Source organism: Moraxella caprae DSM 19149 (genome assembly GCF_000426885.1).
Classification (GTDB): domain Bacteria; phylum Pseudomonadota; class Gammaproteobacteria; order Pseudomonadales; family Moraxellaceae; genus Moraxella; species Moraxella caprae.
Map to the genome: position 1 here is coordinate 1 of NZ_AUGF01000010.1, position 13,778 is coordinate 13,778.

General features: G+C 39.9%; 12 protein-coding genes. 9 read left to right on the top strand and 3 right to left on the bottom strand.

Translation table 11 applies throughout. The features are described 5' to 3' along the window. Positions 1-158: 158 nt before the first annotated feature. Together K941_RS16760 and K941_RS0104050 are read left to right on the top strand one after the other, a co-directional pair. On the top strand, positions 159-281 hold the full coding sequence (locus K941_RS16760; RefSeq protein WP_084137669.1) for a prepilin-type N-terminal cleavage/methylation domain-containing protein: 123 nt from the start codon (positions 159-161) through the stop codon (positions 279-281). Then, complete coding sequence (locus K941_RS0104050; protein ID WP_029102598.1) at positions 274-1,086, top strand: NAD-dependent epimerase/dehydratase family protein; 813 nt, start codon at positions 274-276, stop codon at positions 1,084-1,086. Before K941_RS16760 ends, K941_RS0104050 begins: the two co-directional genes overlap by 8 nt. A gap of 63 nt (positions 1,087-1,149) precedes the next feature. Here the strand turns inward: K941_RS0104050 and K941_RS0104055 are convergent, their stop codons facing one another. From K941_RS0104055 to K941_RS0104065, 3 genes are all read right to left on the bottom strand, one after another. Next, positions 1,150-2,610, bottom strand: a complete 1,461-nt coding sequence (locus tag K941_RS0104055; protein WP_029102599.1) for a lytic murein transglycosylase — start codon at positions 2,608-2,610, stop codon at positions 1,150-1,152. Between the two features lie 614 nt (positions 2,611-3,224). Further along, the gene (locus tag K941_RS14675) at positions 3,225-3,686 is read right to left on the bottom strand and encodes a YsnF/AvaK domain-containing protein (RefSeq protein WP_051225865.1); all 462 of its coding nucleotides are present in this window, start codon (positions 3,684-3,686) and stop codon (positions 3,225-3,227) included. A 216-nt stretch (positions 3,687-3,902) separates the two neighbouring features. Further along, positions 3,903-4,751 carry a DUF2382 domain-containing protein gene (locus K941_RS0104065; RefSeq protein WP_029102600.1) on the bottom strand — a complete coding sequence of 283 codons (849 nt, stop codon included), beginning with the start codon at positions 4,749-4,751 and terminating at the stop codon, positions 3,903-3,905. Between the two features lie 588 nt (positions 4,752-5,339). Here K941_RS0104065 and K941_RS0104075 point away from each other — a divergent pair. The 7 genes from K941_RS0104075 (at position 5,340) to drt3b (ending at position 13,670) form a co-directional block, all read left to right on the top strand. Then, positions 5,340-5,753, top strand: a complete 414-nt coding sequence (locus K941_RS0104075; protein WP_029102601.1) for a ribosome-binding factor A — start codon at positions 5,340-5,342, stop codon at positions 5,751-5,753. Further along, entirely contained in the window at positions 5,753-6,676 is a 924-nt protein-coding gene (truB, locus tag K941_RS0104080) for a tRNA pseudouridine(55) synthase TruB (RefSeq protein WP_029102602.1), read from the top strand. The genes K941_RS0104075 and truB overlap by 1 nt, the downstream gene beginning before the upstream one ends. Positions 6,677-6,820: 144 nt before the next feature. Next, positions 6,821-7,447 carry an opacity family porin gene (locus K941_RS0104085; RefSeq protein WP_029102603.1) on the top strand — a complete coding sequence of 209 codons (627 nt, stop codon included), beginning with the start codon at positions 6,821-6,823 and terminating at the stop codon, positions 7,445-7,447. A gap of 194 nt (positions 7,448-7,641) precedes the next feature. After that, on the top strand, positions 7,642-7,908 hold the full coding sequence (rpsO, locus tag K941_RS0104090) for a 30S ribosomal protein S15 (RefSeq protein ID WP_029102604.1): 267 nt from the start codon (positions 7,642-7,644) through the stop codon (positions 7,906-7,908). Between the two features lie 286 nt (positions 7,909-8,194). Then, complete coding sequence (gene pnp / locus K941_RS0104095) at positions 8,195-10,285, top strand: polyribonucleotide nucleotidyltransferase (RefSeq protein WP_029102605.1); 2,091 nt, start codon at positions 8,195-8,197, stop codon at positions 10,283-10,285. A 132-nt stretch (positions 10,286-10,417) separates the two neighbouring features. Next, a complete protein-coding gene (gene drt3a, locus K941_RS0104100; protein WP_029102606.1) occupies positions 10,418-11,647 on the top strand; it encodes an antiviral reverse transcriptase Drt3a in 1,230 nt (409 codons plus the stop codon). Between the two features lies 1 nt (position 11,648). Next, a complete protein-coding gene (gene drt3b, locus K941_RS0104105; protein WP_029102607.1) occupies positions 11,649-13,670 on the top strand; it encodes an antiviral reverse transcriptase Drt3b in 2,022 nt (673 codons plus the stop codon). Positions 13,671-13,778: the final 108 nt, after the last annotated feature.

The window sequence follows — 13,778 nt, forward strand, 5'->3', positions numbered from 1 at the left end:
CCCATGTGAGAGTAGGTCATCGTCAGCACCTTATTTAGCCCCCTCTGTCATTGATAGAGGGGGTTTTGGTTTTTAAAATCGTTGAATTTGTGTATAATAGCTGACTTAACTTTACTTATATTTATGTGAGTAACTTGCTTGTGCGTAGGGTGATATTAATGGGTGGGCAAAAGGCGTTCACGTTGATTGAGTTGATGGTGGTCGTGGTTGTGATTGGTGTGATTGGTATGATTGCTTATCCTAGTGTGATGCGGGTTTTGCGGGGGATGGAAGATGATTGATGAACGCAAAAATAAATATCTGATTATCGGACAGGGCGACATCGGTCAGGCAGTTGCCGAAATGTTATCCCGAGCAGGGCATGATGTGGTGGGATTAGCACGCACTGCCAAGAGTTATGATGAGCCTGTACAATTTTGGCAAAAAGACGCAAGAATGCTCACTCAAGATGAACTTGCCCTATTTAGCCATATCGCCATTATCATCACACCAAATCGTGAGATGACCGATAGAGTACAAGCCTATCGTGAGAGTTATTTGGCAGTGTGTGAGCATATCGCAGGACTTAATCTGCCAAACCTCCACTGTGTGCTATTTGTCTCGTCCACGTCAGTATATGGCGAAAATGGAGGTGAGTGGGTGGATATTGATACGCCAACACACCCCAGTACGGATACCGCCTGCGTGCTGTTGCAAGCTGAGCAAGTGTTACAGCACACCTTTGGCGAGCGGTGTGCGATAGTCAGACCGTCTGGTATTTATCATGAAAAGAGTGTGCGAATGAAACGCCTTGCCCAGTCTGCCCATATCGATGGCGTACCGTCCGCCCATTATACCAATCGTATTCATCGTGATGATTTGACACAGGTGATTTGTCAGGTATTAACTCTGAGTGCCGTCAAGCCTGTGTATTTGGTAAGTGATTGTAAGCCTGTTACCAGTTTTGAAGTGATAAACTTTTTGTGTCAAAAATATGAGTATCTCTCGCCAAAGATTATTCACACTACGCCCACAGGCAAACGCATTCGAGGTAATGTGGATGATTGGCTTGTTTTTAAAGATTATCAGATGGGTTATGGGTGTTAGTTAATTGATGGGGTGTATAAAAAGGAGTGAATGTTATCACTCCTTTTTTGTGGTTCTATGATATCAATGGCTATTAACAGGCACTAAGCTCGTCGTCCCATCAGAATTTTGTATGCGACGATAAACGACACCGCCATGAGAAACATTGCCATAAGAACTTTGACTAACCGACCCCCGAGAGATACTAAATGATGAGTTTGGGTTTTGGGGCAGGTTTAGGCTGTCTTGGCGGATTTGTACTGTGCCTGTTTGATTGCCGTAATTCACACTTTGTGTGGGGCTGGACACGGGCGGATAGGTTGGGCTGACATTGCCAGTATTGCCCATGATGAGACGATAGAACTTTTGCCCTGCACGTCCGTCAGCAGGCACGCCCATTTTACGCTGATAATCCCTGATGGCAATGCGAGTGTTGTCACCGATAATGCCATCAACATTACCAATGTTATAGCCGTTATTAATGAGTGCTTGCTGAATTTCTTTGGCTTCGCGACGACTGATGCCAGGGTCATCGGTCGGCCAAGGGGTGGCAAAATTAACATTGGTGTCGTTATTTTCAATCAAGGTAGAAAGATGAGCGATGGCAAGGGCATAGTTTTCAGAAGCATTGTAAGAATAGAACGTATCAAAGTTCTTACCCACTAAGAAAGCCGGCCCTTGTCGCCCAGCAGGTAGCAGTAGTCCTGCTGATGCTATGTTGTTCGGTAGGGGGCGACCGTCGGGTAGGGTGATGCCCATGTTTTGCCAATGACTGATGGATTTTTTGTTGGTGCGACCACTTGACCCTGAATAGCCATTTAGTTTGACTTCATAACCCCAAGGCTCGCCAGTGCGATAGCCTTTTTTGGCAAGAAAGTTGGCGGTACTCGCCAAAGCGTCCGCCTTGGAATTGACAAGGTCTTTACGTCCGTCGTTGTCAAAATCTACCGCCAACTCCAAAAAGGTGCTAGGCATGAACTGAGTCTGACCAAATGCTCCTGCCCATGAGCCTGTCATGTCCTGTGGGCGAATGTCGCCATTTTGGACGATGCGTAAGGCACTGGCATATTCGCCACGAAAATATGATTGGCGACGGTCAAAGCAAGACAACGTGGCAAGGCTGGTAAACAAATCCTTTTTCCCAAGGGTCTGCCCAAAATTACTCTCAACACCCCACACGCCAAGCACATGTTCGGGCTTGACCCCGTAGCGGTTTTCAATGCGTCTTAGTACGTCCGCCATCTCGTGTTTGGCACGCAGACCATCCGCCACACGCTCGCTATCAACCAGTGAGGCGTGATAGTCCCATGCGTCTTTTTTGAATTCAGGCTGATAGTTGAGTGAGCGAATCACCGTTGGGTCAGGGCTACTCGGTCGGTACTGCTCAAAGGTGCTGGCGACACCACGAAAGTTACTGTTGTTTTTTAGGGTGTTTAGACATTGGTCAAAATGGCTTTGGGATAGGGTGGGTAGGTCGTTGGCATGAGCAGTGCTGATGGTTGTCAAAGCAATAATGCTAAGTGCTAGGGGTTTAAAATAGGTCATAGGAGTATCCGATAAATTTTGGGTCTGGAAGTTGTTAGGGCGTGTTGAACATTGATAGAATTGTTTTAAAATCAAGATGAAAATTTGACAATCTTAATCAATTTTTGCATGAAAAATGGCTATCCGACCACTTAATCGTGTAAATTTTCAAGATTTTACCTTAATTTCTTTAAATTAAGTGGTCGAATTATTTTTCATCGTCAAAATCCTTGTTGGTATTTCAATATCAACTGCGGATTTTTCCTTGAAAAATGGGCGATTTTTTCATTTTTCATTGTAAATACCGAAGTTCAACACGCCCCAGACATCTTTATGAGATAAACTAAAAATAAACCCTTGTACTTATAAATACTGGGGTTGAAATTTTAAAAAATCCGCAAAAATTGGGGTTTGAAAAGAAATCTATTTTAAAAAACTAATTAAAAACAAATATAATACGACATTATCCTATCATAACCGATTTTGTCATGATAAAAAAGTGCTTTTTGGTAACTGGGATTACTTACTCTTTGTGGTTTATTTTTATGTTGAAAAATATCGCCATTTTGTGATTTTCATTACATATACCAAAGGTAGGCAAGCCCTAAAAATTAATCATCAATGGGTGACACCCCTTAAGATGACTTGTCCAAAAACTCATCGCCTGTTACCACAAGCTCTTCATGTTGCACAGTGCCGCTGATCGTTTTGCTGATATTTTGGCTGTATTTGTGTAGGTTGATCTCTTCGGCGACATGAGTCTCTTTGCTTAGCTTTGCTACTTCTTTGCTGATTAAAATCTCCACAGGCTCGCTCATGGGCGTGCCATTCATGAGTACAGTGGCAGGCGTGTCATCATCTGCCATGACTGTATCTGCCAGTGCCATTAAATTATCATTGACAATCCGAATGCTAAGATACTCTTCGGTCAGCTCCACAGGAACATTGACCGTCTTAGTGCGGACGACTTTTTCAAGGATAACTTTGCCTACTTGCATTTTTTGGGTATCAACAACCAACCGCTCAGCGAGTAACTCTAGGGTTTGTGGATTATCAAATGTGGTGACGTCATCACGCTTATCTTTAGGGTTTGACATACATTGTCCTTAATTTTAACAAATTTGTAGATTTTTAAGTTTTGGTTTAAAAGTTGAAAATTGGGCATGGTGGTTATTCTAATACATGTCAATTTAGCAAAGATAAATTTAAAAAATTCATTGAATAAACATGAATTTAACCATCAAAACACCAATCAATAACGCCAAAACCCAAAAAAGCCAGAGCATTGCCCTGACTTTTTGGCGGTGGTCGGATTACAGACCACGAGCACGGCGAACTTCGTCGGCGGTAATGCCTTCATAGTTAACCACGTTGCCTTCACGATCAACTATGTTACCTAGGTCGTCCACGTTTAGCTCTTCACGCTGAATGGTTTCCAAAATGGTCTCGGTGCGAGTGCCAGTGGTCTTGCCTAGCGTTACTTCTTCGGTAACAAAGGTGTCTTTGCTCACATTAGCACGCTCTGCTTCTAGCTCAACGCTTACGGTGGCAACCCCAGCATCATCACCGATACGACGGTCAGTTGGGCGGTTTACGGCAGTACGCTCGATATGGGCGTGCTCTTCTTGTAGCTCAACTTCAACACGTTGCTCCTCGCTTACCACACGTTTACCAATACTTGCCACGCCAGAGACGATACGGTCTTTATTCACAGACAGACGCTCTTCGAGCAACTCTAGAGTGTTGGGTGCGGTGTAGTGGTTTTCGGTCAGCTCAACACGGCTCTCGGCAGGCAGTGTCTCGGCAGCGAAAAACTCACGGTCTTTGGCATATTGTTCTTGGTAGTTATAGACATAATCACGGTCGTAGGCTTCCATAACTTCTGCTTGGTCTTTGGTTAGGCTATCAAAGTACACATCATCGCCAACAATGCGAGATAGACCCGCTGGGATAAGCACTTCTTTTGAGCTGAACCAACCGCCTACATCAACGATAAGATAACGCACACGTCCTGTTTCTACTTCTACAAGGGCATCTTCTACTTTACCGATTTTCTCTTCGCCAAGGCCATAAGCGGTTTTCCCTGCTGGGTTGTAGTAGTCTGCACCCAATACTTCACGCTCGGTGGCTTCAATGTCTTGTAAACGAACTAAACGGCTCATATGTTTCTCCTAAGTGATATTAATAAATGCCTTATGGCAACTTACAAGTGCTTCATGTGCTTGACTTGATGGGTGTATTGTAGGGATGTTTTGACATGAAAAATAGGATAAGTTGGTAAAAAATAGGGGTTTTTCACGTGTGTTTGGTTCGCCAAATGTAAGACTTGGTAACTTTATGTAAACTGTAAAAAATTGTGTTGTCTTGTGTTATGGCTGGGTAATTTTTCATTAAATGGTCATTCAATTTTCATAAAAAAAATGGTAGATTATTTTTTAAATTATCTTAATATAGATGAAAATTAACATAAATTATTGATTTTTATAAAAATAAAATAATTAGGGCGTGCCTGCCTTTGGTATTTGCAATGAAAAGTGAGAAAATTAGCCATTTTTCATGCAAAAATGGATTAAGGTGTTAAATTTTCATCTTGCTTTGTAAAAATGTTATTAATGGCAGGCACGCCCTAATCATATCAATAAAAATACCGATGATGAGTGCATTGACATTAAAAATCGCCAAATTCCCAAAAATCGGCTATACTAACCCCATCAATAACCACCAAAAACCAAACAACAAGAGAGAAAACCATGAGCCAACGCTTACAACGCCTAGCCGACCAGATTCAGCGTACCTTGTCGGTGCTTATCCGTGATGAGATTAACGACCCACGCCTGACGGGATTTGTTACCATTTCTAGCGTAAAAGTTAGCCCCGATTTGGGTTATGCTGATGTTTATGTCACCATTTTGGAGCCGTCCAAAAACGGCGATACGGACGGTGGCATGAACATTGATGCTCACCGTGAGAGCCTGCAAGTGTTAAAAAACGCATCAGGCTTTTTGCGTACCGAGCTGTCCGCCACCATGAAAACCCGCACCACGCCACGCCTACGTTTTCATTATGATGAAGTTACCGCTCACGGCAACCACATGATGAATCTGGTGAATGAAGCCATGAAAAAAACGGGCGAGAGCAGTACCAATGACGTGGATAACAGCTAATGGCAAAAAAGATTGTCTCTGGGGTGTTACTCTTAGATAAGCCAAGCGGTATCAGTTCGCATTCGGCTCTTGCCCAAGCCAAACGCCTGTTTATGTCATCAGATTTTGACAGCAAAAAAGCAGGTCATACAGGCACGCTTGACCCCATGGCGACAGGGCTTTTGCCGATTTGTTTAGGGGATGCGACCAAATTTAGTTCTTTTGGGCTAGACGCCGATAAGGGCTACACCGCCATTATCAAACTTGGCGAGCAGACCGACACAGGCGACAAAGAAGGGCAAATCATCGCCCAAAAAAATGTGCCAACCTTTGACGAGCAGGGGCTTGATGAATTGGCTTGCGATTTATTGGGCGAACAACAACAAACCCCGCCCATGTACTCCGCCCTAAAAAAAGACGGCAAAAAACTCTACGAATACGCCCGAGATGGCATTGAGATAGAGCGAGCTCCACGCCCCATTGTCATTCATCATTTGGCTTTAAATAAATTAAGCAATGATGAAATCGCCCTTGATGTCATCTGCTCCAAAGGCACTTATGTGCGAGTGCTGGGCGAGACGGTAGCCGAGCGTCTTGGCACGGTGGGGCATTTGACCGCTTTGCACCGCACCAGTACGGGCGGATTTGACGTGGCAGATGCCATCAGTCTTGATGATTTGGCGGATTTGTCATTTGATGAGCGATTTGGCAAGCTATTACCCGTTGATGTATTGCTTAATCATTTACCTATTGTTAAACTCACCACAGACGAAACGGCACGCATTAAAATGGGGCAACGGCTAAATATCAAAGACCGCCTTGATGATGTAAGCTTTACTGATGATACCGCACAAATTCGGCTATATCATGATGACGACTTTTTAGGGCTTGGGCAAGTGGCGATGAGTGGGCGACTGCAACCTGTCAAAGTGGTGCAGGGCTGATTTGTGGCGTTTTTGTAATGGATAAAGATTTTTACTTGCTTAAATGACAAAAGCTGTTACAATTAACTTGCTTTGTGATTTGGCAATATGCCCTATCAACACGCCCTATCATAAAGTGTGTTTTTAACTTTTAAGGAACGTATGATGAAAAAACTACTTTTAGCTACCCTATTGGCAAGCACTTCAACATTGGCAATGGCTCAAATCGGTACTGACGGTCTGTATGTACAGGGTAATGTTGGCGTATCAAAACTAGAAGCCAAAGTAGATGGCGAAAAACTCAAAGACAACGGCGCTGGTTATACTGTTGCAGTTGGTAAAGACATGGGGGCGGTACGTTATCAAGCAGATTACACCAACTTTGGTAAAATCAAAGAAAATGGCTCAGAAGGCGAGCGTGGCACTGCTAGCTATGCAGAGTGGAAAGGTACGATGAAAGCACAGTCATTGGGTCTATCTGCCATTTATGATTTTAACACCACGGCAGGGCTAACCCCTTATGCAGGCGTGCGTGTCGGCATTAATCAGCTAAAAGCTGATTACCATGATGTATCTACTGCAATATCAGCAACGGGTCAGTTGACAGATATCACTGATAATTCATCAGTGAAAAAAACCAAAGTAGGTGCAGGTGTGCTTGCAGGTGTGCAATATGCCTTTAACCCACAAATGGCATTAGATGTGGGCGTAGAATACAACCACTTAGGCAAAGTTGATGATACAAAAATGAATCAATACGGTGCCAAAGTCGGTCTGCGTTATAATTTCTAATCTGTTTAAGATTGGCAAAATCCCTTGTTCTCCACGCAGGGGATTTTGATTTTTAGGGTGTGTCCTAATGCTTTTTTAAAATTTTTATGCTATAATGGCAAAATTGCCCTATCTATGGGGATAGGGCTTAGGCAAACCTTAGCAATGCAATGTTTGCCTGTATGTATCCGCATTGCGTATTTTAAGGATTAGTTATGCTAACCAACCAACAACGTTTCGATATCATCGCCAAATTCAAACGTGGCGAAAACGACACTGGCAGCCCAGAAGTGCAAGTGGCTCTATTGACCGCTCGTATCAACGACCTACAAGACCACTTCAAAGCCCACAAAGCTGACCATCACAGTCGCCGTGGTCTTATCCGTATGGTAAACCAACGCCGTAAATTGCTAGACTACCTAAAAGGCAAAGATCTAGACCGCTACACCGCTCTTATCGGTGAGCTTGGACTACGCCGTTAATTTCAAATTAGGCTGTCTAATTTTGTCAAAAACGGTGTGCGTTTGCGTGCCGTTTTTGTTGTTTTAAGTTTATAAATTGTTGATTAAGGGTGAGATTTAGAACTCTAAGAGATATTTTTTGTATTTTTAAATGAAATTAGTGGGACATAGGGCGTGTTCAACACGCCCCTACAAAATCTGTGATTTTATGATAAAAATGTAAGGTTAAAAATACCATTATTAAAAACATCTCTTAGGGCTTTAAATCATCTTATCAATGAAAAACCCAATCATGTAAGGAAAACCTATGTTTAATATCATTCGTCAAGAATTTCAATATGGCAATCAGCAAGTTGTCCTAGAAACAGGGCGTGTCGCTCGCCAAGCCAACAGCGTGCTTGTGCATATGGGCGATGTGTCGGTACTGGTGGCGGTTGTGGTGCGTCCCGAAGCTGTGGCAGGGCAAAACTTTTTCCCACTCACCGTAAACTACCAAGAAAAAATGTACGCTTCGGGTAAAATCCCAGGGGGCTATGGCAAGCGTGAAGGTCGTGCGTCAGAATTTGAAACTTTGACTTCTCGTCTGATTGACCGTCCAATCCGTCCGCTATTCCCAGAAGGGTATTTTAACGAAATCCAAGTAACGGCAACGGTTATCTCATCGGGCAAAACCCAAGATGCCGACATTGCAGCGATGATTGGTGCGTCTGCGGCGTTGGCAATCTCCCCTGCCCCATTTAGCGGCCCTATCGGAGCAGCTCGTGTGGGCTTTATCGGTAATGAATATATCCTAAATCCAAGCCTTGCCCAGATGAAAGACAGCTCGCTTGACCTAGTGGTGGCCGGTACCAAATCTGCCGTGCTGATGGTAGAATCCGAAGCGGACGAACTCTCCGAAGACCAAATGCTCGGTGCGGTGCTGTACGGACACGCCCAACAGCAGATTGTCATTGATAACATCAATGCCTTTGCCCAAGCTGTTGGCAATGCCAAAGCCGAATTTGTCGCCCCTACGATTAACGAAGAGCTAAACAATCAGCTTAAAGAGCAGTTCACCGCCAAGGTGAGCGAGGCGTACACCATCACTGTTAAGCAAGATCGCTATGCACGTCTAGACGAACTAAAAGATGAAGCATTGGCTCTAGCAGGCGATGAGACAGCAGAAGACTATGCCGACAAAGTCGCTCAAATCAAAGAGCTGTTTGAAACCCTAAAATACCGCACCGTGCGTGATAATATCCTATCAGGCAAGCCCCGTATTGATGGACGTGATTTGGAGACCGTGCGAGCACTCGATATCCAAGTGGGCGTGTTGCCTTATACGCATGGTTCTGCCCTGTTTACCCGTGGCGAGACCCAAGCTCTTGTAACCACCACGCTAGGCACTAGCCGTGATGTGAACTTGGTGGATACGCTGTCAGGCACCAAGCAAGACCACTTTATGCTACATTATAATTTCCCACATTATTCGGTGGGCGAGACAGGTCGTGAAGGTGGCCCAAAACGCCGTGAAATCGGGCATGGTCGTCTGGCTCGCCGTGGCGTGCAAGCGGTATTGCCTAAGGCGGAGCGTTTCCCTTATACCATTCGTGTGGTGTCGGACATTACCGAGTCTAATGGTTCAAGCTCTATGGCGAGCGTGTGCGGTGCGTCGTTGTCGCTTATGGATGCAGGCGTGCCACTAAAAGCCCCTGTGGCAGGTATCGCGATGGGTCTCGTTAAAGAAGGCGAGAGATTCGCGGTATTGTCAGACATTCTAGGTGATGAAGACCATTTGGGCGACATGGACTTTAAAGTGGCAGGTTCGGTCAATGGTATCACCGCCCTACAAATGGATATTAAGATTGAAGGCATTACCGCCGACATCATGGAGCAAGCTCTAAAACAAGCGCATGCAGGGCGTATCCACATTCTAAATGCCATGAACGAAGTGATCGCCACGTCTCGCACCGAGATTAACGCTCATGCTCCAAACTATGCCACCATTGAGATTAACCCTGAAAAAATCCGTGATGTGATTGGTAAAGGCGGTGCAACCATTCGTGCCTTGACCGAAGAGACAGGGGCGACTGTGGACATTGACGACAACGGTACAATTCGTATCTTTGGCGAATCTAAAGCATCTACCCGTGCCGCCATTGCCAAAATCGAAGCCATCACCGCCGAAGTGGAAGTGGGTACGGTCTATACAGGGACGGTGGCTCGCATTGTGGAGTTTGGGGCGTTTGTTACCATTTTACCGGGTACGGACGGCTTGGTGCATATCAGCCAAATCTCTGATGAGCGTGTTGAGAATGTAACCGACCACCTAAAAGAAGGTCAAACTGTTAAAGTTCAAGTCCAAGACATCGACAATCGTGGACGCATCAAGCTGACGATGAAAGGCATTGAGCAGTAATTGCTTGACTGGTGTAAAACCGCTCCAAATGGGGCGGTTTTTGTAAATGAACTCTCTTGGTCAGAAAAAAATATAAGACTTTTATTAATGATGAATGCATAGGGTGTTCTTAAGTAATAATCGGAGTTTACAGTGTTGGATCAATCAATTAATCTTGACAGCTTAAAGTTTGTATTAAATGATTATGAGAAAAACTTCTTATTTAAGGACTATTTTCAGCATGGTGAAGATGAGATATTATTGGAACTAATCAATGATTATAGAACAAATACACCAATAAGAGCGCCAATTAAAGGAAGTTTAAAGGGAAAATCTGTTTATAGTTACTATAACCTGCGAGAATATCTATTTCAAAAAAGATTTATAACTTCTTTTAAATCCATCAATAAAATATCTCAACAAAATCGCAACGAGATCGTTTTATCTATTATGGCATTAATACAAGAGCACAAGCCTTATAATATTCTAAGATTGGATATTAAGAGTTTTTATGAATCGATAGATAGAACTAATTTATTAGATAAAATTAAAAGGGATAAAATTTACTCTTTTGACACGGTAAAGATTTTAGAAAGTTTTTTTGAGTGTTTTGAAAGAGAGGGAATTTATGGGTTGCCAAGAGGTTTGCCCATGAGTGCTATTTTGGCAGAATATTATATGAGAAATTTTGACAAAGCATGTAAGAGAATGGATGGTGTATTTTTTTATGCTAGATTTGTTGATGATATTATTATTTTTACTACAAATCAAGACTTGAAAGAATGTGATTTGCAAGATAAATTGCCAGAAGGCTTACAATTTAATACTAAAAAAAGCAAAATTATTAAATTTTATATTAATAATAATGCTACACCCATAAAAGAATATTTTTCATATTTAGGTTACCAGTTTTATATTGATTATACAAAAAAAGAGGTTAATTTTTATGTAGATATTGCACCAGAAAAAATCAAGAAAATAAAGACAAGAATAGTTAAGTCTTTTTTAGATTACAATAGAAATAAAAATTTTATTTTATTGTTAAAGAGAATAAAATTTTTAACAAATAATTATTTTATTTATAATAAAAATCGCGATACCAAAATCAAAAGTGGTATTTACTACAATTATAAATATATAACCATTGAAAAAATAGATGAAGGTAGATTAAGCCTTTATGACTTAGATAAATTTTTACAATCCATCATTTTTAGCATAAAATTACAAAAGGATATTCTTGGCTGTGAGCATTTGTTATCTAATGATAAAAAAGTGCAGCTATCCAAGTATAAGTTTATTAACGGTTTTAAGGATAAAAAATTTCAAAAATTCTCTCGAAATCCAAAAGAATTTAAGCAAATCAATCGTTGTTGGAGTTATTAAAATGAGTAAATCAAAAAAGAGTAAAATATTACTTTCTTCGGATGATTTTTATAGAGTTCTAATTACAGATACTCAGCCTTATCATATGCCTATTATTTTTAATAATTATGGTTTGTATAATGCGATAGATAAAAGCAAAAAATCAATTGATTTTTATGAGATTTTTATTAAAGACTTGGGATTGACCAATGTAAATTCTAGTGATTTTTTAAATAATAAATATACCATACCATTTGAGTATCAAATTTCAAAAAATATACATTCTTTTCGCTCGTTAAAATTAATTCATCCACTTGATCAACTTAGATTTGTTGATTTTTATAGAAAATTTTATACTATCATTTTATATAATTGTGGTCGTAGTGAGTTTTCCTTGCGTTATCCAAGCAAGGTAAACAGTGCTGTTTTTCGATTAAAAAATGATGATATTTATCAAAAATTAATGAGTGAGGATGATTTGGATGAATGTCAATCAAATGAGCATAAAGTAGATATTGAAAATAACAATCAAGAATTTGCATCATCATTTTTTTCATATAAAAAGTTTGAGTTTAATTACAAATTTTATGACTCTGTTGATTTTTTGCGACTGGAGAAAAAATTTGTTTATTTAGTTATGCTAGATGTTGCTCATTGTTTTGATTCTATTTATACACATAGCATCTCTTGGGCAATTAAAGGCAAGAAATATATAAAAGATAACCTAAATAAACCAAAAGAAAATTCTTTTGAGGATGGTTTTGACAATTTAATGCAATCTATAAATTACAATGAGACAAATGGTATTGTGATAGGTGCTGAGTTTTCTAGAATATTTGCCGAATTAATTTTTCAAAGAATTGACTTTGAAATCCAAAAAGAACTAGAGAAAAAGTATCAAATAAAACATAATGAGCATTATGCCATAAGAAGATATGTTGATGATTATTGCATATTTTTCAAAGAAAAGGAGGATGAAGATAAAATTTTGGAGGTAATTTCTAATAAATTAAAGTCTTATAATTTATCTCTAAATATGGCTAAGACAAAGTATTTCCAAAGACCATTTATTACTCAAAGAAGTCGTAATATTGCAGAGATTCGCCGTTTTTTATTATCTAAAATGAGTGAAATTATTTATTTAAAAAATGATGAAAATGGTAAGTGTTATTTTTTAGATGGAAATAAATTAAAGAATCCACAGCATAGAGCCAATGAATTTATTAGAGAAATAAAAAGTTATTGGAATATCAATGATGATTTGAACTCTGGGTTTTCTGGGTATGTCATAAAAGCATTTTTATCCCAAATTTTGAAATTTATACGCTATAGCGATAGTATTTTAAATGATGAGAAAAATAACTGCAATCCTGTTATAAATTTTCTCTTATTTATGTTTGAGGTATCATTATATTGTTTTACAATAGATCCAAATGTCAGTAATTCAATTGAGTTTTCAAAAATTGTTATTTTTATTGATAGATTGATTGGAAACAATCAACTTTTATCTAATTATCAAGAGCGATTTAGGTATACCGCTAGAAATTCATTGTTAGAACTTTTGGATAATGAGTTGTCCAATCAAAAAGCAACATTGATAGAAAGATTGAATATTTTATTGACTTACTGTGAAATATCAGAAAGTGAAATTGAGAATGATAATGTCAAGAAATATTTATTTGGTATAAATGGTGATGAATATAATTATTTTAGTCTCATTGTTGCATTATTTATATTTAAAAACAAAGATTACTATCATTTGCCTAAAAATGAAGTTGTTAATAAGATTAAGGATAAGATTGCCGAAAATCCGATAAAAGCTCATTCTGAAACTTTTCATTTATATCTTGATTGTATGAGTTGTCCATATCTAAACGACAATGAAAAAATAGAAATAACAAAGATATTTTTACCAACATTAAATTGCAACGACAATGCACAAAAAATTGTAAGTAAGTTAAAGAAATACAGCTGGTTTGTTGATTGGAAGAATATTGATTTTTTAAGATATTTAAAGAAAAAGCAATTGAGAAATGCTTACTGATATGCTATAATACCAATGTCTTATCTACTGATATTCTATCTCTTAGCGATACTAATGGTGCTTTCAGAGCTCATAGTGTCACTAAAAGCAATACTTGTTTAATTTCAA